We start from the raw sequence: 21,896 nt of genomic DNA, 5'->3' as shown, positions 1-21,896 counted from the left end.
CGCCCTACCCCAGCGCGTAGCCCGCGCCGCGCACGGTACGAATGGGGTCTTCGGATTGGGTGGCATTACGCAGCGCCTTACGCAGGCGCCCCACGTGGACATCGACAGTTCGGCTGTCGACATAGATGTCGCGCCCCCAAACCCGGTCCAACAGCTGATCGCGCGACCAAACCCGCCCGGGCCGTTCCATGAAGGCCGATAGAAGCCGGAATTCGGTCGGCCCAAGGTCCACAGGCATTTCAGCGCGGTAAACGCGGTGCTCGCCCACGTCCATGCGAATGTCCTCAAATGAGAGCTCTTCGCCAAGGGCCGCGGGACGTGTGCGGCGCAGCTGGGTCCGAATGCGGGCCATCAGTTCCACCACCGAGTACGGCTTGACCATATAGTCATCCGCGCCGGTTTCGAGCCCGCGCACACGGTCAACTTCCTCAGATCGCGCCGAGAGCATGATGACAGGAATGCGCGCGGTAGATGGCTTTGCTTTTAGCTGGCGGCACACCTCAATCCCTGAGACCTCTGGCAACATCCAGTCGAGCAAGATCAGGTCCGGTTCTTCTTCGCGCGCCAGCGTCAGCGCTTCATCCCCGGCCTCTGCCGTGAGAAGTTGGTAGCCCTCGGCCTTCAAATTGTAGCTCAACACTTCGCGCTGAGAGGGTTCGTCCTCAACCACCAAAACCATTGGATCGCGTGACATGGCGGGTCCTCAAACCTATGCGGTGGGCGCGTCGGGTGACACGCTCGACATTTTGCTACGCTCTTCGTCGGGAACTTCGCCCGTGACAAGGTAGACCACCTGTTCGGCGATGGATGTCACATGGTCGCCCATGCGTTCCACGTTTTTGGCCATGAAATGCACGTGCATACAGACAGTAATGTTGCGCGGATCTTCCATCATGTGGGTCAGATAATTGCGGAACAGCGCGTCGTACATTTGGTCCACATCGTGGTCGCGGGCACGGACATCAAGGGCCAGATCGGGGTCGCGTTGGATGTAGGCATCCAGCACGTCCTTGAGCATCATCTCGACCGAGCGGGCCATGCGGCGCAGCGCCTCGGATGAACCATCGATGCGGTCATGCTCCAACACAACGCCGGTCCGGCGCGCGATGTTCTTGGAGTAATCGCCAATACGCTCAAGGTTGGCGGCAATCCGGAAAACGGACAAAACTGTGCGCAAGTCAGACGCTTGGGGCGCGCGCAGCGCGATAACACGGGCAGCCTCTGTCGAGACCTGTTCTTCTAACGCATCAATGGTTTTGTCAGCGGAGCGCACGGCCAAAGCCAGCTCGCTGTCGCGGTTCACCAATGCCGTGATCGATTGGTCGATGCTTTGCTCAACCAGCCCGCCCATCTTCATGATCATCGCCTGAATGGCTTCGAGATCACGGTCAAAAACGGACGCAATATGTTCTTGTTCAACCATCTAAAGTGCTTTCTTTGCCTTGGCAGTTAACCGATGCGGCCGGTGATATAGCTTTCGGTGCGCGGGTCTTCGGGGTTGGTGAAAATCTTGGTCGTGTCGTCAAATTCAACCAGATTGCCCAAGTGGAAAAACGCGGTTTTTTGGCTGACGCGCGCGGCCTGTTGCATGGAGTGGGTCACGATCACGACCGAAAACCGGGAGCGTAGATCGTCGATCAATTCCTCGACCTGAGCCGTTGCAATCGGGTCGAGGGCTGAGCATGGCTCATCCATCAACAATACCTCGGGCGAGGTCGCGACGGCACGCGCAATACACAGACGTTGCTGCTGGCCGCCGGACAACCCGGTGCCCGGTGCGGTGAGACGGTCTTTGACCTCATCCCAAAGGGCGGCGCGGCGCAGTGATGTTTCGACGATCTCATCCAGTTCGGTCTTGGAACGGGCCAGCCCGTGGATTTTGGGGCCGTAAGCGACGTTGTCATAGATCGACTTAGGGAACGGGTTGGGCTTTTGAAAAACCATCCCGACCTTGGCGCGCAGTTGCACGGGATCCACGCGTTTGTCGTAGATATCCTCATCGTCCAAGAGGATCTTGCCTTCAACCCGGCAAATATCAATCGTGTCGTTCATCCGGTTCAAACACCGCAGGAACGTTGATTTACCACACCCCGACGGGCCGATAAACGCAGTGACCGTCTTGTCTTGGATATCGACCGTGACGTCCTTGATGGCGTGGTTGTCGCCATAAAAGACCTGCACGTCGCGCGCTGTAATCTTTAGCTGGTTGGTGTCCACAGCTCTCTCCGTCAATCGCATGTCATTCATATCCATACCCTCTTACCAGCGGCGTTCAAACCGGCGGCGCAACAAAATGGCCGCGATGTTCATGATCAGGAGGAAAGCCAGCAGGACGATGATCGCGCCCGAGGCTCTTTCCACGAAGGCCGGATCGGACCGTGTGGTCCAAATGTACACCTGCACTGGCAGGGCTGTGGCCGGGTCCTCTAGTCCCGCAGGTGGGGCTGAGGGGTAGTTTTGCACCAATGCGACCATGCCGATCAGGAGCAAAGGCGCGGTTTCACCCAACGCTTGGGCCAGTCCGATGATCGTGCCGGTCAAGATACCGGGGGCCGCCAAGGGCAGGACATGGTGGAACACGGTCTGCATTTTGGAGGCGCCAAGACCAAGGGCCGCGTCGCGGATCGACGGGGGCACCGATTTGAGCGATGCGCGCGTTGCGATGATGATCGTGGGCAATGTCATCAACGTCAGGACCAAACCGCCGACCAATGGGGCTGACTGCGGCAGGCCCGCAAAGTTGATAAAGATCGCCAGACCCAAGATCCCGAACACAATGGACGGCACCGCAGCGAGGTTTGAGATGTTGACCTCAATCAGATCGGTCCAGCGGTTCTTGGGGGCTAATTCCTCAAGATAGATCGAGGTGGCGACACCGATGGGCAGCGCCAAGGCCAAAACCACCATCATCATATAGAGTGAGCCCAAGAACGCGACGCCAAGACCCGCCGCCTCTGGCCGTGTGGGAGAGCCATCCGTGCGGGTCAGGAAACCGCGGTTGAAGCGGGTTTCCATGATCCCTGCATCCGCGAGTTGCTGCGACAGTTCCAATTGCTCGGGCGAGATGCGGCTATCACGCTCGGCGATCTCCATGGTCACGCGACCTTTGAAGTAGCCATCCACACGTCCGTTGGCGAGAAACCGAAACTCTTGGCGCAGCGGCCACGTTTGATTGGCCAAGGCCGCCATCCGCAGATCAGCGGGTGCCTGCCCCGATAAAAGACCCATCGCATCCTTGATCGACACAACGTCGCCCAATTCCGCCGTGGCAAGCCGCTGTTCCAGCCCGCGCTGGATCAGCTTTTTGTATTTACCGGTCTTGAGCATCGAAGCTTCAGCAGCCTCAAACTCAGCCTGAGTGACGGTGATCGGCAATGTCACAAAGGTCTGGCGGAACGAGCTGAGACCTTGGCTCAGCACCGAGGACACCAGAATGATCAGCATCGTCACACCGACGCCAATGGCCGTCAGGCCGTAAGCTTTGAAGCGTTTCTCGGCCGCGTTGCGGCGCTTGACCCGGTCGTCTTGCTTGAACAGCGACGAGGCGGACGGCGTGGCGGGGGTGCTGTTGGCGGTTGCGTCGCTCATTCGTACTGCTCCCGGTATTTACGAACAATGTAGAGGGCCAGCACATTCAGACCCAAGGTCATAACAAAAAGCGTGAGGCCAAGAGCAAAGGCCACAAGCGTTTCTGGGCTGGAAAAGTCAGTGTCACCCGTGAGTTGGCTGACGATTTTAACGGTTACGGTGGTCATGGCCTCAAAGGGATTGAGGTCCAGCTTTGCCGCAGCCCCTGCCCCCAATACCACGATCATCGTTTCCCCTATCGCGCGGGATGTGGCCAGAAGGATCGCACCAACGATGCCGGGCAACGCGGCCGGAATGACGACCTGACGGATCGTCTCCGAATGGGTGGCGCCAAGTCCAAAGGACCCGTCGCGCATGGCTTGGGGGACGGCGTTGATGATGTCATCCGATAGCGATGACACGAAGGGGATCAACATAATGCCCATGACCAAACCGGCGGTCATCACCGATGAGGAGGACGAGCCCAGCCCCATAGGTTCCGCAATGAAGTCACGCAGGAACGGCCCTACAGTGATCAGCGCGAACAGGCCGTAAACGATGGTCGGAATACCCGCGAGAACCTCAATCACCGGCTTGGCGAAGGACCGCATCCGGGGGCTGGCGTATTCGGACATGTAAATCGCCGCGAATAGCCCGATGGGCACAGCCACCGACAGCGCGATGAATGAGATATAGAGCGTGCCCCACAACAGCGGGATCAGGCCGAACTCGGACAATCCACCGCGCCCCGAAAAGCTGGGGTCCCAGACTGTGCCAAAGAAGAACTCGACCCAGTTGTATTGAGTGAAGAAATTGCGCGTCTCAAACAACATGGAAAAGACGATGCCGACGGTGGTCAGGATCGCGATGGTCGAGGCCAGGATCAACAGACCCTTGATCACGCTTTCAACGACGTTGCGCGCGCGGAAGTCTTTGTCCGTGCGGACATAGGAAAAGGTCAGCCCCGCCGCCCCAAGCGCAAGGACAAGAACCGTCATCACGATGTTCATCGTGCTGGACAGCTCACGGTACTGTTGGGCGGCGTTCAGGATCGGTGCATCAACCTCGGACCCAAGGGCCACACCGACGCTGCCCAACCGTTCCCGCACGTCGACGAATTCGGTGCGGATATTGCGGGCTTCATCTGCGGTCATCGCGCCTTGATCCACCGCAACATCAAGTCCTTCGGCCACGCGGCGTACGTCGGACATAACCAAGGAACGGGTCGTGTCCTCAGAAATCGCGGTTTCGGGCAACAGGCTGCTGATGCGGCTTTCGATGTAGATCGGCTGAAGGATCAACCAAAGACCCAACAAGATCAGCGATGGTACGGCCAAAAAAAGCGCTGAGTTGTAGCCATAATAGCTGGGCAGCGAATGCAGACTGCGCATATCGCCCCCTGCCGATGTCATGGCCCGGGCCCGCCCGAGGAAAAACCCGATGATCGAAAACACAAGGATCAGGGTCAAAATCCAAATCACAGGCATGGTGCGGTCCTTATCGGCAGTACAAGTCACCGAAACCCCAAGTCCCGGCGTAATGAAGGGCGCAGAAGCTGCGCCCTTCGGTCGTGAGGTGTCTAGACGACCTTAGCTGCCTGCGCCAGCAACTGTGGCCTGTGTTTCAGCCAAAGCCGGGTCGGACACGAGGCCGTATTCGGCGAGTGGGCCGTCTGGGCCAGCAAGCTCATCGGCAACGAAGAACGAAGCGAACTCTTTGAGGCCGGGGATCACGCCGATGTGGGCTTCTTTGATGTAGAAGTACAATGGGCGCGAAACGGGGTATTCACCGGTGGAGATCGATGCAGTGGAGGGCATGACACCGTCCATCGTGGCCACTTTCAACGTGTCTTGGTTGTTTTCGTAAAACGCGAGGCCGAACACGCCGATACCGTTGGGGTTGGCGGACAATTGCGCCAAAGTCTCGGTGTAGTCGCCCGCGATGTCGACCGACAGGCCGTCGGAACGTGTCGCAAGGCATGCATCCTCAGCGTCGTCTTCGGACATGCCTGCGTCCATCATGGCTTGGAACGCGCCTGTGGCTTCACACCCTGCCGCGATCACTTTTTCCTCAAACACTTCACGGGTGCCGTGGTTGGTGCCGGGGATAAAGCCGATGATGTCTGCGTCGGGCAGATCAGCGTTAAAGTCGGACCATTTGGTGTGTGGGTTGTCGACCAGTTGGCCGTCGACCAGAACCTTGGCGCCGAGCGCGTTGAACAGGTCGGACGGCGAGAACGCGTTGTAGGCTGGACCTTCGATGCGCGAGGCAAAGACGATGCCGTCATAACCGATGCGGACTTCGACGATGTCGGTCACGCCGTTTTCGGCACATGCAGCGACTTCTTTTTCGCGGATCGCGCGGGACGCGTTTGCGATGTCGATGGTGTTTTCGCCCACACCTTCGCAGAAGCGGCGCAGACCAGCGGACGATCCGCCGGATTCAACAACAGGTGTTGGGAAGTCGAAGTTTTCGCCAAAGGCTTCGGCGACGATGGATGCATAAGGAAGCACGGTCGAGCTGCCGGCAACTTGGACCTGATCACGGGCCGAGGCTGTGGTTGCGGAAACGGCGGCGATGGCCAGCGCGGAAACTGTGAGTTTCGTCAGAGACATGTTATCCCCCTGGATTGGGTCTCGTGTTTACATAGTCAAGAAAGCGTTAATGCCGCCTTGTGGGGACTGCCTAATGTCACCGTGCTGCGCTTTTGTGACGGTCAGGTAACAGTTTTATGACAGTCGCAAAATCAATTTTACAAAAGTTAAAGGACGCGCGGTTTTTGGGTCGCACTTTGGGTTAGGATGTTGTGCTTTGATCCCGTTCAACCGGGAATAATACCGTAAATTCAGAGCCCTTTCCCATCTCACTCTCGATCTTGAGGCGCCCTCGGTGACGTTGCGCAATGTGCTTCACAATTGCCAACCCCAACCCCGTTCCGCCTTGCCCGCGCGACCGGTGTGTGTCGACCCGGTAGAATCGTTCCGCCAATCGCGGCACATGCAGCGGATCGATCCCCGGCCCATTGTCACGCACACACAATTGCCATGCGGGGCCGCGCAATTGACCATCATAGCCGATCTGGCGCAGCGACAGCTCGACCTCGCCGCCGCCATATTTCACTGCGTTTTCCGTTAAGTTCGTCACGATCTGGATCACTTGGTCCGCGTCGGCGCGCACAACCGCCTCATCGGGTAGGTCGGTCCGGATGACCGCGCCTGCATCCGATGCAATTTCGCTCAGCGGCTCCAACGCGATGCGCACAAGCGATACAAGGTCTTCACGCCGTTTAGGCCGCGTGCGTTCCCCCGCCTCCACCCGGCTGAGCGAGAGCAAGTCTGACACGAGGCGGTTCATGCGTCGCGCCTCACGGGACATCAGGCTTAGGAAATGACGCTGCGCCTCGGGGTCGTTGCGGGCGGGGCCATTCAACGTCTCAATGAAACCCAACAGCGCCGTTAAGGGGGTTTTTAACTCATGGCTAACATTGGCTACAAATCCGCGACGAAAGCTAAGGGCCTGGGATTGCTCTGATATATCCTCAAAGTGCAGGAGCACTTGCCCTGCCCCCGCCAACCCAGCCAAGGGGCGGATGCGCACGCGGTAGAGTGTGTCGACCGCTCCTTCGGTGTGGGTAAAATCAGCCTCACCACTTTTGCTGTCAAAAAACGCAGCCTCAATCGGGCTGAGGACCTCGGGCTGGCGCAGAACGCTCACATACGACCGGCCAATAACCCAATCACCTAGCAAAGCCCGTGCAGGCGGATTTGCGCGCGCCACACGCCCGGCTTTGTCCAACAAAACCACAGCCCCCGGCAGCGCCCCGGTTATTTCATCAATAAGATCCGGCTCATGCCGTGCATCATCCATTTCTCGCCGCCGTTTCTCGCACAGACCAACGGGCCTTTTCAAAATGCGAATATTATGTTAGCAATATGCTAATTGAACTCGCGAAGCTTTTCAGACCAGCTTCAACATATGAGGACAAGCATGACAAGCACCACGCGCGACCAGACCGGGTCCCGCCCGTTGGGGCGTACCGCACGCCGATTGATCGCTGTTGAATTGCCTGATGGTTATCGTGGGGCACTTCCGCGGCGGATTTTGGATTCGAGCTATGATCAGATTGAACACCTAAGCTTTCGTGATCTGTCGCCTGAACTGATTGCGGATCGTGGTGCGGATACCGTGCTGGCACCCCTACTGACGAAAACGTTCGATGCCGTGGAGCTGGCAGAGTATCTGGCGACGCAGGCCTTTGAGGGCATGTTGATCATCGCCAGTGAAGTATTGCCTAACGCCAAGCTGGTGCAGCGCGAAATCGCGCGCTCTGCACCGGGGCTGAACATTGAGCTGTTTCAGTTGAACCAAAACGCACAGGACTTGCGCGAAGTTTAGACCGCGCTGAGGCCCTGCTCAAAGTCCGCTTGCAGGACATCCCATGGCTCAATCCCAACAGACACGCGGAAAAACCCATCCGTGATGCCGAGTGCCGCGCGCCCCTCTGGCGTGAGACCGCGGTGCGAACTGCTGGCCGGATGGCTCAGCGTTGTGCCGACATCCCCGAGCGTCGGGGCAAAGGCCAGTTGCGGGGCTGCGCGGACCAGCCGGTTCGCCTCATCCTCGCCGCCGCGCAGTTTGAAGCTGACCATGTTGCCCCACATCCCGTTCAGAACGGTTTGCGCGCGGGCGTGATCGGGGTGATCCGCGCGACCGGGGTACAAAACCTGCGCCACCGCGGGGTGTGTGGCCAGAAAATCGGCCAACTTGATCGCGGTTTCTTGCGCGCGGTCAAAGCGCAGGTCGAACGTGTAGAGCCCGCGTTCCGCCAGCCAACATTCATAGGGCGATGGGGTGAAACCAAAGGTCACCGCAGTGTCGTAGATCGCCTTGCTGTTGCCCGCGTCGCGCGCCAAAACATAGCCCAAAGTCACATCCGAATGCCCCGCCATCAGCTTGGTCACGGAGTGGATCACAACATCAGCCCCTTCGGCATAGGCCGGGTAGCCAACAGGGGTGGTAAAGGTGTTATCGACCACAAGGATCAGCCCGCGCTCTTTCGCGAGTTTGGTGATCCCCTCCATATCCGCCACACGCAAAGTGGGGTTTGAGACGGCCTCAATCAGGATCAATTTGGTCTCGGGGCGGATGGCGTCGGCAAAGGCCTGTGCGTCCGTGGGATCGGCCAAAGTGGTGGTGATGCCAAAGCGCGGCAGGTCTTGGTTCAGCATACGCAGCGAACGGCCGTACAGCTGATTTCCGCCGACAATGTGATCGCCCGCACTAAGCAACCCCATCAGGGTCGCGGACACTGCCGCCATGCCAGAACCGAGGATGATCCCGCCCTCGCCGCCTTCCATGGCGTCGATTTTCTGTGCCAGAACGTCTGCGTTGGGGTGGCCTTCGCGGCCATAAGTATAGCCTGTGGCGCGGCCCTCATACTGGGCGTGCAGCGTGTCAATATCGGGGGATGCATAGACCACTGAAGGCTGAAGTGGCGTGACAACAGCGCGGCTCACACTTTCGGGAAAGCCCGTGCGACGCACGAGATTAGGGCGTTTTGTCATGATATTAGGTCCTTAAGGGCGGGTCGTGCCGGCGCCAGTCACATGGTATTGAAAGGAGGTCAGCTGTTCGGCGCCCACGGGGCCGCGCGCGTGCATCTTCCCCGTCGCGATGCCAATTTCGGCACCCATGCCGAACTCGCCGCCATCTGCGAATTGGGTAGAAGCGTTACGCATCAGGATCGCGCTGTCGAGTTCCGCAAAGAAGTGCGCGGCTTCAGCATCGTCGGCGGTGATGATCGCGTCCGTGTGGTTGGAGTTATAGGCACGAATATGAGCGATTGCGGCATCGACGCCGTCCACCAGTTTGGCGGCACAGATCATGTCGAGGAACTCTGTCCCAAAGTCCGCGTCTGTGGCGCGGGTCGTGCCGGGCACTTCTGCCAGCGGCCCGTCCGCGCGCACATCAACGCCCGCGTCCCGCAGAGCCTCAACCACGATCGCGCCGTATTTGTCGTCGAAGGCCTGATCGATCAGCACTGTCTCAAGCGAGCCGCAAATTCCGGTGCGCCGCGTCTTGGCGTTGAGCACGATTTCAACCGCCATCGCGGGGTCCGCTGATGCGCCGACATAGGTGTGGCAGATGCCCTCAAGGTGGGCAAATACGGGCACGCGGGCCTCTCGCTGGACAAGGCCCACAAGGCCCTTGCCACCCCGTGGGACAATCACGTCGATTGTGTCGACCATTGTCAGCATTTCCTGGACGGCGGCGCGGTCCCGGGTGGGAACGCGTTGTATGGCATCCTCGGGCAGGCCCGCATCGCGCAGGCCCTTGGCCATTGCGGCGTGTATCGCGCCAGAGGAATGAAAACTCTCGGAGCCGCCGCGCAGGATCACGGCGTTGCCAGCCTTAAGACACAGGGCACCGGCGTCTGCAGTCACGTTTGGACGGCTTTCATAGATCACGCCAATGACGCCCAGTGGGGTGGCAACGCGCTTGATATTCAGGCCCGAAGGCTGGTCCCATTCCGCAAGGACCCGGCCCACAGGATCAACCTGTTCGGCCACGGCCCGCAAGCCATCGCAGATGCCGCGAATGCGGTCCTCATCCAGCATCAGGCGGTCCATCATCGCGTCGCTAAGGCCTTTGTCACGCCCAAAGTCCATGTCGCGGACATTGGCGGCAATGACTTCGGCCCGGTCGGCCCACAAATGCTCAGCCGCGCCGATAAGAGCCGCATGTTTGCGTTCGGCCGTTGCCGAGGCCAAAGCAGCCGTGGCGGCCCGCGCGCGCGCGCCGATGTCGGCCATCAGGTTCGGGATCGTGTCAAAATCTTTCATGCCGTCGCCCTCCTCCGGGCCTCCTTAACCTGTCACCATATCGTCGCGGTGGATGAGTGCGGAGCGTGCAGGGTAGCCCAGCAATTCCGCGATGTCACCGCTTTGCGCGCCGCAAATCAGACGCGCTTCTTCGCTTGTGTAGCGGGTTAGGCCCTTGCCAATAGACATTCCATCGGGACCTTCAATTGTTACGGGCTCACCTCGGCCAAACTTACCGCCGACCCATTTCACGCCCGCGGGCAGCAGTGATTTCCCGCGCGCAAGGGCTTGGGCTGCGCCGGCATCTACGGCCAGCGTACCGCGTGGTTTCATCGCGCCGATCCAGCGTTTGCGCGCGGTTTGCGGGTCTTGGGCGGCGGTGAACCACGTGGCGCGTGCGTCTGAGGTCAGCCCCCGAAGCGGCCGGTCCGAAGCCCCCAGCGTGATCGCCATGGCACAGCCCGCGTCCGTGGCAGTGCGCGCGGCCATCAGCTTGGTCACCATTCCGCCCTTGGACAGGCCAGACACCCCCTCACCGGCCATTGCGGCGATCTCGGGCGTGATAGCCTGAACCAGTGGCAGATGCTCGGCTGTGTCGTCAATCATCGGGTTCGCGGTATAAAGACCATCTACGTCCGACAGCAGAACCAATTGGTCCGCACCGGACATCACCGCCACTTGTGCCGCGAGCCGGTCATTGTCACCAAAGCGGATTTCATCCGTGGCGATCGTGTCATTTTCATTCACAATCGGCACAACGCCGAGGCCCAACAGCGTGGCAAACGTCGCCCGAGAGTTAAGATAGCGGCGGCGATTGGCGCTGTCTTCGAGGGTCAGCAGAACCTGCGCCGTGGTGATCCCGTGGGGTGCTAGGACTTGCTCATATGCCCGGGCCAATTGGATCTGCCCGACGGCGGCAGCGGCCTGCGATTGCTCAAGCGATAGCTCTCCCTCCGGCAACCCCAAGACCCGACGGCCCAACGCGATGGAGCCTGATGAAACGATCACGACCTCTTGGCCGCGCGCGCGGGCCTCGGCCACGTCCAGGGCCAAGCCAGTGAGCCAATCGGTTTTGACGGTGCCTGTCTGGGTATCAACCAACAGCGCCGAACCGATTTTGACAACAAACCGGCGGGCGTGGATCAGTTGGGGTGTTAGCTCGGTGACCACGGCTTTTCCTCCTGCGCGGGCTTTTGGCGCAGGCGGTCAGCGTCGATCTGGTCGCGCAACACGCGCAGCACGTCAACCGTGCCCTGTTTTGCCACACCGGACATTTCCATGATGGGCGCGCCGACGGCTTCGGCCAATGCGGCACATTTCTCGGCGCGTTCCTCTTCGGTGAGGGCGTCGATTTTGTTAAGCACTGTCACCCGTGCCTTTTCAGCCAGACCGCCACCATACATTTCCAGCTCGGTGATGATCGTCTTGTAGTCGCCCGCAACATCCGCGCTGGTGCCATCTACAAGGTGCAGCAGAACGGCGCAGCGTTCTACGTGGCCAAGGAACCGGTCCCCGATGCCGCGTCCCTCGTGGGCGCCTTCGATCAGGCCGGGAATATCTGCGACGACGAATTCAACCTCATCCACGCCCACAACCCCAAGGTTGGGCACAAGCGTGGTGAACGGATAATCCGCCACCTTGGGACGGGCATTGGATGTCGCTGCCAAAAAGGTGGATTTGCCCGCATTCGGCAGCCCCAAAAGACCCACATCAGCAATCAACTTGAGCCGCAGCCAGATGGTGCGTTCAACAGCTTCTTGGCCGGGGTTTGACCGACGCGGCGCTTGGTTCGTTGCGGATTTAAAGTGCAGGTTGCCAAAGCCGCCGTTGCCGCCCTGCGCGAGGATCACCTTTTGCCCGACTTCCGTCAGATCAGCGATTATGGTTTCTTCGTCCTCATCAAGGATTTCGGTTCCCACCGGCACGCGCAACACGATCGGATCACCATCCTTGCCGGAGCGTTGCCGCCCCATGCCGGGCTGGCCGTTTTTAGCGAAAAAGTGCTGCTGGTAGCGGAAATCGATCAGCGTGTTCAGGCCTTCGACCGCCTCAACCACAACGTCACCGCCCCGGCCGCCATCGCCCCCATCGGGACCGCCGTATTGCACGTATTTTTCACGCCGAAACGAGACGCAACCGCCGCCTCCTGCACCGGAGCGAATGTAGACTTTGGCGAGATCGAGAAACTTCATGAATTGCGTCCTATGAGGGTGCGTTGCCGATACCTCAGGGCGGGATAAAGCTCAAGCACTGCGCATGTTCCGATGATAGGTCCATGTGGCAACAGTTGTGTTGCGCGCGACGGAAAACGCCTCAGCCGGACCGATGTAGGCAAAACCCGCATGCGTGAGCACCCGCCCGGAGGCTGGGTTGTCTTGGAAAACGCTTGCGAAAAGCGTGTCGTTGTCGAGGGGATTGGCTTCTACCAAGGTAGAGACCGCCTCAGATGCGAGGCCGGTGTTCCACGCAACAGGGGCGACCCAATAGCTGATCTCAGCCTGTTTGCGGTCCATTTGTTTCAGCGAAATCAGGCCGACAAGTTCGGACAACCCGGTGCCGGATGCGTCCATGGCCCAAACCACCTCGTCGCTGTCAGGCTGCGTGACCCGCGCGATATACGCCGCCGTCGCACCGGGGGGCAGCGGATGGGGGATTTCGGCTGTCATCTTGGCGACACGCGCATCGCCGCCATAGACCTCAATCAGGCCTTGGTCGGACGTCCTAAGAGGGCGCAGGGTAAACCGCTCGGTTGGAATGGTTGTTTGTTGAAATAAAGTGTGTGTCATGGGGTTCCTCCTCCGAACAACACGAAAAGTACGCTTGCAACGGTCAAAGCTGCTAAAATACGCATCAAGGTTCGCTCTGCGCCGGTGCCCGCGACGCGCGCAGCAATAAACGCCCCCGCCGAGGTCCAGACCGGGTGCAAAACGATCTGACAGGTCAAAAGGCACAAAGCGATAATGGCTGTGGCTTCGAGTGGCGGAGTGCCGGGAGCCACGAAATTGGTAAAGCCAGCCGTGATCATGGCCCAAGCTTTGGGGTTGAGCGGGTGCACAATAAGTCCCGCTAAAAATCCGGGCGCGCGGTCCTGCGCATCTGTTGTGTTAAGGCGCAGGTTCGCGACCTTCCACGCGAGCCACAGGATATACGCGGCGGAGATGTATTTGAGCGCGCTGAAAACAGCCGGATAGCTGGTTGCCAGCTCCATCAAGCCAAGGCCCATGGGCCAAATGATCAATTGTTTGCCAAGGGCTACGCCCGCCACAAACGGCCAAGCCGCGCGCAGCCCATACCGCGCACCGGTTGCCATCAGCGCCATATTGGCTGGCCCCGGCGTGCCGACTTGGCTGGCGGCAAAGACCAGAAAGGAAGCAGACGCGACACTCATGCGGCCACCCTGCCCTGCGCGGTGCATATCAGTGTGACGTCTGGCAATTCTCGACCCAAGGCGCGGCAGTGCGTGCGTCCGCGCGACGTGATCGTGAAGCCCAGGCCATGCAGGATACGTGCACTGGCCGAATTGCCCGCGAAGTAGCCGCTGTGCACGGTGCTGTTTCGTGCAAGGGCGAATTTCAAAGCTGCACGCGCCGCCTCACGCCCGTAACCATTGCCCCAATGGGGCCGCGCGATCCAGAACCCGAAATGCGGATGGGTCGTTACGGCGCCGATGACCGTGGTGTCTTTGGCGATCACCATCAGGTCCGGCCAGCTTGAGGGAACTTCGGATTGCATCACCGACAGGTCAGCTTGGCTGAACGGGTATGGGACCCGTGCCAACCATTGTGACACCGCCAAGTCATTAAGACCTTCGGTCACCGCAGCGCGATCAGCGCCCGTAAACGGACGCAGGCACAGTCGAGATGTGAAAATCGGATCGGGGGTCATTCTGACCTCCTGAAAGGAAAAAGGGGACCGGTTTTCACCGATCCCCTAAATGTCTGGCATTATTTCGGGTCGGCTTACTCAGCGGCCTCCGCCACTGGCAGAACCGAAATAAACGTGCGGCCTTTGAGACCTGTGTGGAAGGTCACGGCGCCTTCGACAGTTGCAAAGATCGTGTGATCTTTGCCCATGCCGACGCCTTGGCCTGGCCACCACTTGGTGCCCCGTTGACGCACGATGATGTTCCCGGGGATAGCCGCTTGGCCACCGTAGAGTTTAACACCAAGGCGACGTCCAGCGGAGTCGCGACCGTTGCGGGAGGAACCGCCTGCTTTTTTATGTGCCATGCTTTCTCTCCTTAACCTTTAGCCAGTTCTTTGGCTTGTTCGATCCAGCCTTCACGCTCGATACGGCCTTTGAACGACAATTGCTCGTCGATTGCAGCAACGTCTTCGGGCGACCAAGCTGCGATCTGTGCGAAGGTTGTCACGCCGGCTGCAAGCAGCTTCTTCTCAAGGGCTGGGCCGACACCGGACAGCTTCTTGAGATCGTCTGCGCCAGCAGCGGCAGCAGGAGCGGCCTCAGCTTTTGCAGCCTTTTTAGGAGCGGCTTTTTTGGCAGCAGCAGGTGCAGTTGCAGCAACAGCCACACCAGCAACCGAACCGGCACCAACAGCGGCTTTGACGCCAGAGGCATCTGCGCCAGCAGCAAGGATGTCCGTCACGCGGATCAGCGTCAGTTTTTGACGGTGGCCCTTGGTGCGTTTGGAGGAGTGCTTGCGACGACGCTTCACGAAGTGGATCAGCTTTTCGCCTTTGATTTGGTCGATAACGTCGGCCTGAACCGCGGCACCGTCCACCAAAGGTGCGCCAACAGTGACAGTGTCACCACCGAGCATCAGCACATCATTGAATTGGATTTTCTCACCGGCCTCTGCGGCCAGTTTTTCGACACGCAGTACGTCGCCCGATTGGACGCGGTACTGTTTGCCGCCAGTTTTCAAAACAGCGAACATTGGCTGCTTCCTTTTTTCTGTCGCATCCTGTGGCCCCGGCATGCACCGGCGTTTCATTTGCCTCGGACAGCGTGTCCCGTGATCGGGACAAAACAACAAACACCGCGCGAGGGAATCCCGCACGGCGTGGCTGGGGTATCCTTTATGGGGGGTGCTGTGTCAACCGCCAACTCAAACGGGCCGCGGCGACAACCCTATATGTCCTGCGCCAACATCCGGTCTGCGACTGCCCGGCCGAGTGCGCGACTGATCGACGTGAAGACTGTGCCGAAACTGTCGAACAAAACCCCGTTGAACGCCTGTGCCGCATCGGTACGGGCAAAGGCGATGTAGGTTTGCATCTCATCATCGCTCAACCCTGCATAGGACGCCAGCAAATAGGCATACAGCCAATCCTCGGTCTCGGTTGTGATGGTGTCCTGCTGGGACCACACCTCATTCACGATTTGATCCTCCGTCATCGAGTCCGGCAAAGCCCCGCCCGCCGCGAGCCCCTGATAGAAGGCGTAGTTGGAATTGAGCCCGCCCACGACGTTGGAAGTCACAAGATCATAGGCTGCGATGAACTCGGCAATCTGTTCGACCCGCCTGCCCCCCTCTCGGCGCATTTTTTGCGCAAGATCGGTAGCGGCCTGATCAACGTCTTCGTCCAGCATCGCGGCCCGTGCGGCCACCTCGCCCTCAACGATGCGCTTTCCCAGCGGGCTACCAAGAAATGAGATCAGTACATCCGCGTCGGCCTCTGACACGTTGGCCCTGATGTCGTCGGACATGATGCCCATCACGCGGGGGATGTCATAAATGCGCTCTAGCTCAACCTTCCAGCCAAAGCCCCCGCGTCCGGGAAACATGTCTTCCTCAATCTCAGGGCCTGCGGCGATGCCTTCGGCAGCAACGACCTCGATGATGTCGCGCAGCCTAAGTGCTTCCATCAACTGTGTGTGTTTGATCGCGGGCAACCCTGCGGGCGCTTGGGTTTGAGCGGAAACAATCCCCGAAACGCTCGGAATGCTGAGGGGTGCAAGCACAAAGCCCGCGGCTAGAATGAGGGCAGCACGCAGCATCGAGATCTCCTTTTGGCGTCGGTCACACCCTATAGATGGGGGGATTACGAGGCCTGCCAAGGGACGCGCCTTAACCTTTACGCATATTGGTGGCAAAACCTGCTTGCACCCCCGCCAGTTTGCCCCTAGACCGCACGCCACCAGAGTGACCGCTGGTCTGCGGAGATATGCCGGAGTGGTCGAACGGGCCGGTTTCGAAAACCGGTGTGGGTGCAAGCCTACCCAGGGTTCGAATCCCTGTGTCTCCGCCACTCACCGTGGATAAATGCCTTAAAAACCAGCACTTAGAAGATTGGGGTGAGAGCGCACCCCCCCCCCATTTTATCCACCAATTGGATTGTGAAGGCCTAGCATTTATTTGAGCGGCGTAATTTTTCCGTTGCGGTGCTCATATGAGAAAAAGCTGGCGGTGTCGTCTTGACCCGAATGACGCGTTTGCGACCCATCAGGCCGTCTCGCGGGCAAGACATAGACATGCAGTGCATACCACTTCGGTTATTGCATTGATTGCTATATTAGATTGCTGCCTTCCCGTCACCAAACATCCCTAAGGCATATCTTCCAAGGTCAACTCAAAAGCGGGTTCCAGAACATCGATCAGAGCGCTACATCAAGTAGTTTTGGCCCTTACCAGTCATTCTTTGTGATTTGCATGAACGTCTCGTCAGAAAGACTTTTCAGCCTTTCGACCAACACTGCTGAATGTCTGTTGTCTAACTGTTTTCAGCCTTTTGAGCCCGTAGCGCCAGAAACATTGAAGATGCATTTTATTATATTAGAACGCCATCCAAAACGGTTCACGCTTCATTCGGCCATGATGTGGTGAGAATGCTCCGCCAACCAATCCCGCTTGCGCCAAACTGATTTTATGATCGCAACGACAATGGCAAATAAATAGGATCTTGCTTGTGTAAGGCTTATAGTTCGATCTGCCTCAAAGCTTTTCAGTCAGTTCTGGCACGGCATCGAATAAGTCAGCGACCAGTCCGAAGTCAGCCACCTGAAAAATCGGAGCCTCTTCATCTTTGTTGATCGCTACGATCACCTTAGAATCTTTCATACCGGCAAGGTGCTGTATCGCGCCGGAGATGCCGACAGCAACGTAAAGATCAGGGGCCACAACCTTACCCGTCTGGCCAACCTGCCAGTCGTTCGGCGCGTAACCGGAATCAACCGCCGCACGGGATGCGCCAACTGCGGCGCCCAACTTATCGGCTAAGCCTTCGATCAGCTTGAAGTCATCCTCAGAGCCGACACCGCGACCACCAGACACAACAACACCAGCCGACGTCAGTTCAGGACGATCAGACACGGCAACTTTGTCCTCAACCCATTCCGACAGACTGGAGCTGGCAGGCACAGCCACGCTTTCAATGGCGGACGACTCGGAGGCCTTCACCGGTTCAAATGTCGAGGTGCGGAAGGTAATGACCTTCTTGGCATCCGAGGATTTTACCGTCTGGATGGCGTTGCCCGCATAGATCGGGCGCTCGAAGGTGTCGGCGTCAAACACGGCAGAGGCGTCGGAGATCACCATCACGTCAAGCAGCGCGGCAACTCGGGGCATTACGTTTTTAGCACCCGTAGTCGCCGGGGCGACAATGTGGTCATAGTCACCAGCCAACGATACGATTAGGTCCGCCGTACTTTCGGCCAAACGGTGGCCCAGCACATCATCTTCTGCCAACAAGACTTTTGAGGCACCTAGTGTCGCGGCCTCGTCGGCGGCGTCCTTCGCGGTTGCGCCCGCGCACAGTATCACCACATCGCCCAGCATCTTGGCCGCAGACATCGCCTTTGCTGTCGCGTCCGTATTCAGTGCACCATCGGTGACTTCGGCAAGCAAAAGAACAGTCACTATACAGCTCCCACTTCTTTGAGTTTATCAACCAGTTCATCCACCGAGCCCACGATGATACCCGCCGAGCGGGCTCCCGGTTCGGTGGTGCCAACGATCTCTAGACGTGGTGTCGTATCAACGCCGTAGTCCGCCGGTGTCTTTTCATCCAAAGGCTTCTTCTTCGCCTTCATTATATTGGGCAACGACGCATAACGCGGCTCATTCAAACGCAGATCGACAGTCACGATGGCGGGGATCTTGATCTTGATCGTCTGCAATCCACCGTCCACTTCGCGGGTCACGGTGGCGGTGTCATCATCCACGTCCAGTTCGGAAGCGAACGTGCCCTGCCCCCAACCGGTCAGTGCGGCGAGCATCTGGCCCGTGGCGTTCATGTCGTTGTCGATTGCTTGCTTGCCCGTCAGCACAAGGCCGGGCTGCTCTTCGTCGATCACACCCTTGAGGATCTTTGCAACGGCCAGTGGCTCGATATCTTCATGCACATCATCGGTGGCCACCACGAGGATCGCACGATCTGCACCCATCGCAAGCGCCGTGCGCAGCGTTTCCTGCGCCTGTTTTACGCCAATGGAAACCGCGATCACCTCTTCGGCTTTGCCGGCCTCTTTCAGGCGGATTGCTTCCTCGACGGCAATCTCGTCAAAAGGGTTCATAGACATTTTAACGTTGGTGAGATCAACACCGCTCCCATCCGCTTTCACACGGACCTTCACGTTATAATCAATCACGCGTTTGACGGGCACGAGGACCTTCATCAGCGGCTTCTCCAGCTTCATCATCTTTAAGAACAGAAAAAGGGCGACTGCTGAGCATCAGCGGTCGCCCTCAGTTCGGGATTAGAACGAATAGGCGATCTGCAGGAACGGCGAAACCGCATCATTTCCAGAGAACGTAGCACCGCTAACAGTCGCATCGCCGAACTGTCGATATTGCGCACCGGCCGTAATTTCATACTGACCGCTCGTGTAACGTGCGCCGAGTGTCAGTGCCCGGCTACCATCATAGGGGCGCAGCTCGTTCGCTTCTCCATCTGTGAGTTGGGCTTCCAGGATGCCAAAGCCCGACCATTCGTCGTTGATCGACCGTCCCAGACCGACGCTGACGTTAATGTTGTCTTCGTTGTAGTCGATGACACTAACCTGCCCGGCAATCCCCGCGTATCCCGGCGCAGCGACGTCGAAATTCGAATAGTCGGACCACTTCACACTGCCAAACAGCAAAGTGCTTGAGTTTAGCGCAATCTCACCGTCCAATTTGAGCGACTGCGGCAGTTCGGCCTCTGTGTTCCCGTCAATTGTTGCTCCAACGAATTCGGTGCTTTCGAAATTGTGTTTCACGGACGATTGATAGGTCAGTGTAACGCGAGCACCCCGTTCGGGCACAACATAAGACGCACCTAACAAGTAGCCAAACCCTCTGTCTGACTTGGCGTCCAATGTATAGAGGAAGGAAGGTGATGGGATTGGTATGCTTAGATTGAGTTCACTCTCCACCACACGGACACCGCCGTGGAGCGAAAGATTTTGATTCATCTGGTAACTGAGAACAGCCGCCAGTTCATTGCTCTGAAAGTCGATGGCAAGGCCTGCGGCGCCGGGGCCTTCGTAGCCGTTGTCAGCACCGAATGGTTGATTGAAAAACACACCGAGCGCGAGATCATCGTTGATGTCGGTTTTGAAGGCTAACCCGACTGTAGTGAAATCATTCAAAACGCTGCCTGTGCTGCCGAATGGTGCTGCCGATAGGTTTAGGTTTGGGGCAGTATACGAGAACTGCACCACGTTTCCCGAGTCAAACAAGAGTTCGATCGGCATATTGTTTCTTTCAAGCGAACCTGCCGAGGCAGTTGTCGCTACGGCGCCAAGGATCGCGGCACTGGTGGTGATTTTCAGTTTCATTATTGCTCCTCCCAAAGAATTTCAGCGCCCACAGCCTCCGCGCGTCGCCTTGGGGACGTTAATCTCAGATTACTCACTCAATAAATGAGGTAAGTTTTACTTACTGCACTTGTGAAGTGCTCAGAAACGCAACGTTTCATTCGGATACAACCAGCTCGCTCAGGACCATGCGAGCCTGATCTGAGATAGGAATTGGCCGTCGTGATTCTCGATCTACGTTTACGTGTATGAAGTGCCCACGCGCCGCGGCACGACCGCTTTCTCCAGCAAACAAGCCGATATCGTAGTGCACTGATGACGTTCCCAGCTTTGTGACGCTGAGACCCGCATTGATGACGTCCGGAAAGGCAAGCTCCGAAAAATAGTTGCAGCCAGAACTGACAACAAGAAAAACCGCAGAACTATCTCGCAAGCTGAGAATACGTTTTTCGACAAGGAGACCATTCACAGCGGTGTCAAAGAGTTCGTAGTGAACCGTATTGTTCATATGTCCATAGATGTCGTTATCGAACCACCGCGTGGTGATCGTTCTAAACGTCAGATATTCTGCACGGGTTGGGGGTTCAGGGCGGTTCACCATGCGGCCTCGTAGATGGATAGGGCGTCTGCCTCAGTGACTGGACGCGGGTTGTTTATGAGAAGTCGGGTCTGATTCATGGCGTCGCGTGCCATCATCGGCAGGGCTTCGCGCGCAATACCGACATCGCGCAAGCGTTGTGGTAAGTTGCAACTGCGCGACAAACCTTCGAGACAATTGCAGAAGGCCGCAGCCCTTTCAGCTTTGGGAACATCCGCCAACTTCGGAAAGGCAGCAGACGCCATTTGCGCGTAGGCATCCGGGGCGGTGTTGATGTTGAACCGCAAGACATGCGGAAGGACCAATGCGTTGGAGAGCCCGTGTGGAATTTTGAAATGCCCGCCAATCGGATAGGCGAGCGCATGCACAGCTGCGACCGGAGAATTTGCGAAGGCCTGTCCGGCCAGCATGGAACCGATCAAAAGGTCTGATCGCGCTCCAAGGTCATCACCCTGATGCACTCCGCGCAAGAGCGCGCCACCGAGCAGACGCAATGCCTGAAGTGCGAGGGTGCGTGAGATGGGATTGTTGTTTGGACTAGCGGAGGCGTAGGCCTCAATGGCGTGCACCATCGCATCAATTCCTGTCGCCGCCGTGATATTCGCTGGCAGCCCGAGGGTTAGGAGCGGGTCAAGAAGCGCTACGTCAGGCAATAACGCCGATGACACCACCCCCATTTTCTCTTGGCTTGGTGTCGTTACGATTGCGATCGGTGTGACCTCGGATCCGGTCCCTGATGTCGTAGGAACCAACACCAGCGGCAAACGCTTGCCCAATGCTAGTCCCACTCCGTAAATGTCGCTGATCTGCTCACCTGTTCCAGCAAGATACGCAACTAGCTTCGCCACATCGAGAGAAGACCCGCCCCCAAGCCCGATGATACTGTTGCAGCCAAGCGCCCTCGCCTGTGCAACTGCCGATAAGACTGTCGCCTCGGATGGATCAGCCTCAACCTGGTCAAAGACTTCGCAATGGATCCCGCACGAGTGTAAAGCTGCAAGTGCTTGATCCACGATACCGGTCGCCACAAGACCGCGATCGGTGACAACAAGACAGGTTTTGCCGACTGTTTCACCTGCGATCGACCCGATTTGACCAAGGCAACCTGCGCCGAACCTAACGGAAGGCACGGTGTCGAAGGCGAAACTATCATGTGCCAAAGTCATAGCATCAGGCTTTCTTTAATTCGTAAGGCTTCTCGACAAAAAACA

The 21,896-nt window shown here is 58.2% G+C and carries 23 protein-coding genes and 1 tRNA gene; 2 read left to right on the top strand and 22 right to left on the bottom strand.

Annotation, left to right across the window (positions count from 1 at the left end; all coding sequences use genetic code 11):
• Positions 1 to 4: 4 nt before the first annotated feature.
• From phoB to THS5294_RS03395, 7 genes are all read right to left on the bottom strand, one after another.
• Positions 5 to 694 carry a phosphate regulon transcriptional regulator PhoB gene (gene phoB / locus THS5294_RS03425; RefSeq protein WP_038002932.1) on the bottom strand — a complete coding sequence of 230 codons (690 nt, stop codon included), beginning with the start codon at positions 692 to 694 and terminating at the stop codon, positions 5 to 7.
• Positions 695 to 709: 15 nt separating this feature from the next.
• Complete coding sequence (gene phoU, locus THS5294_RS03420) at positions 710 to 1,423, bottom strand: phosphate signaling complex protein PhoU (RefSeq protein WP_058122628.1); 714 nt, start codon at positions 1,421 to 1,423, stop codon at positions 710 to 712.
• Between the two features lie 26 nt (positions 1,424 to 1,449).
• The gene (pstB, locus tag THS5294_RS03415; RefSeq protein WP_038002936.1) at positions 1,450 to 2,247 is read right to left on the bottom strand and encodes a phosphate ABC transporter ATP-binding protein PstB; all 798 of its coding nucleotides are present in this window, start codon (positions 2,245 to 2,247) and stop codon (positions 1,450 to 1,452) included.
• Positions 2,248 to 2,259: 12 nt separating this feature from the next.
• Positions 2,260 to 3,588: a phosphate ABC transporter permease PstA gene (gene pstA / locus THS5294_RS03410; RefSeq protein ID WP_058122627.1), complete on the bottom strand. Its 1,329-nt coding sequence runs from the start codon at positions 3,586 to 3,588 to the stop codon at positions 2,260 to 2,262.
• Positions 3,585 to 5,054 (bottom strand): phosphate ABC transporter permease subunit PstC, encoded by a 1,470-nt coding sequence (pstC, locus tag THS5294_RS03405; protein ID WP_058122626.1) that lies wholly within the window; start codon positions 5,052 to 5,054, stop codon positions 3,585 to 3,587. Before pstC ends, pstA begins: the two co-directional genes overlap by 4 nt.
• A 102-nt stretch (positions 5,055 to 5,156) precedes the next feature.
• Entirely contained in the window at positions 5,157 to 6,182 is a 1,026-nt protein-coding gene (locus THS5294_RS03400) for a substrate-binding domain-containing protein (protein ID WP_058122625.1), read from the bottom strand.
• Between the two features lie 181 nt (positions 6,183 to 6,363).
• Entirely contained in the window at positions 6,364 to 7,434 is a 1,071-nt protein-coding gene (locus tag THS5294_RS03395; protein WP_058122624.1) for an ATP-binding protein, read from the bottom strand.
• Positions 7,435 to 7,554: 120 nt separating this feature from the next.
• Here THS5294_RS03395 and THS5294_RS03390 point away from each other — a divergent pair, with 120 nt between their 5' ends.
• On the top strand, positions 7,555 to 7,962 hold the full coding sequence (locus THS5294_RS03390; protein ID WP_058122623.1) for a hypothetical protein: 408 nt from the start codon (positions 7,555 to 7,557) through the stop codon (positions 7,960 to 7,962).
• Here the strand turns inward: THS5294_RS03390 and THS5294_RS03385 are convergent.
• The 10 genes from THS5294_RS03385 to THS5294_RS03340 form a co-directional block, all read right to left on the bottom strand.
• Positions 7,959 to 9,131: a trans-sulfuration enzyme family protein gene (locus THS5294_RS03385; protein WP_058122622.1), complete on the bottom strand. Its 1,173-nt coding sequence runs from the start codon at positions 9,129 to 9,131 to the stop codon at positions 7,959 to 7,961. The two genes, THS5294_RS03390 and THS5294_RS03385, sit on opposite strands and share 4 nt — an antisense overlap.
• 12 nt (positions 9,132 to 9,143) lie before the next feature.
• Entirely contained in the window at positions 9,144 to 10,409 is a 1,266-nt protein-coding gene (locus THS5294_RS03380) for a glutamate-5-semialdehyde dehydrogenase (protein WP_058122621.1), read from the bottom strand.
• A 24-nt stretch (positions 10,410 to 10,433) separates the two neighbouring features.
• The gene (proB, locus tag THS5294_RS03375) at positions 10,434 to 11,558 is read right to left on the bottom strand and encodes a glutamate 5-kinase (protein WP_058122620.1); all 1,125 of its coding nucleotides are present in this window, start codon (positions 11,556 to 11,558) and stop codon (positions 10,434 to 10,436) included.
• Entirely contained in the window at positions 11,543 to 12,580 is a 1,038-nt protein-coding gene (gene obgE / locus THS5294_RS03370) for a GTPase ObgE (protein ID WP_058122619.1), read from the bottom strand. The genes proB and obgE overlap by 16 nt, the downstream gene beginning before the upstream one ends.
• A 51-nt stretch (positions 12,581 to 12,631) precedes the next feature.
• On the bottom strand, positions 12,632 to 13,174 hold the full coding sequence (locus THS5294_RS03365) for a GNAT family N-acetyltransferase (RefSeq protein ID WP_058122618.1): 543 nt from the start codon (positions 13,172 to 13,174) through the stop codon (positions 12,632 to 12,634).
• Entirely contained in the window at positions 13,171 to 13,776 is a 606-nt protein-coding gene (locus tag THS5294_RS03360) for a LysE family translocator (protein ID WP_058122617.1), read from the bottom strand. Before THS5294_RS03360 ends, THS5294_RS03365 begins: the two co-directional genes overlap by 4 nt.
• Positions 13,773 to 14,273 carry a GNAT family N-acetyltransferase gene (locus THS5294_RS03355; RefSeq protein ID WP_058122616.1) on the bottom strand — a complete coding sequence of 167 codons (501 nt, stop codon included), beginning with the start codon at positions 14,271 to 14,273 and terminating at the stop codon, positions 13,773 to 13,775. Before THS5294_RS03355 ends, THS5294_RS03360 begins: the two co-directional genes overlap by 4 nt.
• A gap of 74 nt (positions 14,274 to 14,347) precedes the next feature.
• Positions 14,348 to 14,617, bottom strand: a complete 270-nt coding sequence (gene rpmA / locus THS5294_RS03350) for a 50S ribosomal protein L27 (RefSeq protein ID WP_038002963.1) — start codon at positions 14,615 to 14,617, stop codon at positions 14,348 to 14,350.
• Positions 14,618 to 14,628: 11 nt separating this feature from the next.
• Complete coding sequence (locus THS5294_RS03345; protein ID WP_038002965.1) at positions 14,629 to 15,285, bottom strand: 50S ribosomal protein L21; 657 nt, start codon at positions 15,283 to 15,285, stop codon at positions 14,629 to 14,631.
• Positions 15,286 to 15,479: 194 nt separating this feature from the next.
• Positions 15,480 to 16,349 (bottom strand): DUF2059 domain-containing protein, encoded by an 870-nt coding sequence (locus THS5294_RS03340; protein ID WP_058122615.1) that lies wholly within the window; start codon positions 16,347 to 16,349, stop codon positions 15,480 to 15,482.
• Between the two features lie 161 nt (positions 16,350 to 16,510).
• Here THS5294_RS03340 and THS5294_RS03335 point away from each other — a divergent pair.
• Positions 16,511 to 16,600 (top strand) — tRNA-Ser (locus THS5294_RS03335).
• Between the two features lie 683 nt (positions 16,601 to 17,283).
• On the opposite strand, the gene THS5294_RS03330 is transcribed toward THS5294_RS03335, so the two are convergent.
• From THS5294_RS03330 to THS5294_RS03310, 5 genes are all read right to left on the bottom strand, one after another.
• On the bottom strand, positions 17,284 to 18,207 hold the full coding sequence (locus tag THS5294_RS03330) for an electron transfer flavoprotein subunit alpha/FixB family protein (protein ID WP_058122614.1): 924 nt from the start codon (positions 18,205 to 18,207) through the stop codon (positions 17,284 to 17,286).
• Positions 18,207 to 18,965 carry an electron transfer flavoprotein subunit beta/FixA family protein gene (locus tag THS5294_RS03325; protein WP_058122776.1) on the bottom strand — a complete coding sequence of 253 codons (759 nt, stop codon included), beginning with the start codon at positions 18,963 to 18,965 and terminating at the stop codon, positions 18,207 to 18,209. The genes THS5294_RS03330 and THS5294_RS03325 overlap by 1 nt, the downstream gene beginning before the upstream one ends.
• Before the next feature lie 81 nt (positions 18,966 to 19,046).
• Positions 19,047 to 20,108: an OmpP1/FadL family transporter gene (locus THS5294_RS03320; protein WP_058122613.1), complete on the bottom strand. Its 1,062-nt coding sequence runs from the start codon at positions 20,106 to 20,108 to the stop codon at positions 19,047 to 19,049.
• 136 nt (positions 20,109 to 20,244) lie between these two features.
• Positions 20,245 to 20,688, bottom strand: a complete 444-nt coding sequence (locus THS5294_RS03315) for an acyl-CoA thioesterase (RefSeq protein ID WP_058122612.1) — start codon at positions 20,686 to 20,688, stop codon at positions 20,245 to 20,247.
• Entirely contained in the window at positions 20,682 to 21,851 is a 1,170-nt protein-coding gene (locus THS5294_RS03310) for an iron-containing alcohol dehydrogenase (protein WP_058122611.1), read from the bottom strand. The genes THS5294_RS03315 and THS5294_RS03310 overlap by 7 nt, the downstream gene beginning before the upstream one ends.
• Positions 21,852 to 21,896: the final 45 nt, after the last annotated feature.

Source organism: Thalassobacter stenotrophicus (genome assembly GCF_001458315.1).
Taxonomy (GTDB): Bacteria; Pseudomonadota; Alphaproteobacteria; order Rhodobacterales; family Rhodobacteraceae; genus Thalassobacter; species Thalassobacter stenotrophicus.
The sequence above is the reverse complement of the archived record's forward strand: the minus strand, read 5'-3'. Positions and strand labels throughout refer to the sequence as shown.

Coding starts and splice junctions, on each gene's coding strand:
- phoB (WP_038002932.1), bottom strand. CDS start 694: ATGTCACGCGATCCAATGGTTTTGGTGGTTGAGGACGAACCCTCTCAG.
- phoU (WP_058122628.1), bottom strand. CDS start 1,423: ATGGTTGAACAAGAACATATTGCGTCCGTTTTTGACCGTGATCTCGAA.
- pstB (WP_038002936.1), bottom strand. CDS start 2,247: ATGAATGACATGCGATTGACGGAGAGAGCTGTGGACACCAACCAGCTA.
- pstA (WP_058122627.1), bottom strand. CDS start 3,588: ATGAGCGACGCAACCGCCAACAGCACCCCCGCCACGCCGTCCGCCTCG.
- pstC (WP_058122626.1), bottom strand. CDS start 5,054: ATGCCTGTGATTTGGATTTTGACCCTGATCCTTGTGTTTTCGATCATC.
- THS5294_RS03400 (WP_058122625.1), bottom strand. CDS start 6,182: ATGTCTCTGACGAAACTCACAGTTTCCGCGCTGGCCATCGCCGCCGTT.
- THS5294_RS03395 (WP_058122624.1), bottom strand. CDS start 7,434: ATGGATGATGCACGGCATGAGCCGGATCTTATTGATGAAATAACCGGG.
- THS5294_RS03390 (WP_058122623.1), top strand. CDS start 7,555: ATGACAAGCACCACGCGCGACCAGACCGGGTCCCGCCCGTTGGGGCGT.
- THS5294_RS03385 (WP_058122622.1), bottom strand. CDS start 9,131: ATGACAAAACGCCCTAATCTCGTGCGTCGCACGGGCTTTCCCGAAAGT.
- THS5294_RS03380 (WP_058122621.1), bottom strand. CDS start 10,409: ATGAAAGATTTTGACACGATCCCGAACCTGATGGCCGACATCGGCGCG.
- obgE (WP_058122619.1), bottom strand. CDS start 12,580: ATGAAGTTTCTCGATCTCGCCAAAGTCTACATTCGCTCCGGTGCAGGA.
- THS5294_RS03365 (WP_058122618.1), bottom strand. CDS start 13,174: ATGACACACACTTTATTTCAACAAACAACCATTCCAACCGAGCGGTTT.
- THS5294_RS03360 (WP_058122617.1), bottom strand. CDS start 13,776: ATGAGTGTCGCGTCTGCTTCCTTTCTGGTCTTTGCCGCCAGCCAAGTC.
- THS5294_RS03355 (WP_058122616.1), bottom strand. CDS start 14,273: ATGACCCCCGATCCGATTTTCACATCTCGACTGTGCCTGCGTCCGTTT.
- rpmA (WP_038002963.1), bottom strand. CDS start 14,617: ATGGCACATAAAAAAGCAGGCGGTTCCTCCCGCAACGGTCGCGACTCC.
- THS5294_RS03345 (WP_038002965.1), bottom strand. CDS start 15,285: ATGTTCGCTGTTTTGAAAACTGGCGGCAAACAGTACCGCGTCCAATCG.
- THS5294_RS03340 (WP_058122615.1), bottom strand. CDS start 16,349: ATGCTGCGTGCTGCCCTCATTCTAGCCGCGGGCTTTGTGCTTGCACCC.
- THS5294_RS03325 (WP_058122776.1), bottom strand. CDS start 18,965: ATGAAGGTCCTCGTGCCCGTCAAACGCGTGATTGATTATAACGTGAAG.
- THS5294_RS03320 (WP_058122613.1), bottom strand. CDS start 20,108: ATGAAACTGAAAATCACCACCAGTGCCGCGATCCTTGGCGCCGTAGCG.
- THS5294_RS03315 (WP_058122612.1), bottom strand. CDS start 20,688: ATGGTGAACCGCCCTGAACCCCCAACCCGTGCAGAATATCTGACGTTT.
- THS5294_RS03310 (WP_058122611.1), bottom strand. CDS start 21,851: ATGACTTTGGCACATGATAGTTTCGCCTTCGACACCGTGCCTTCCGTT.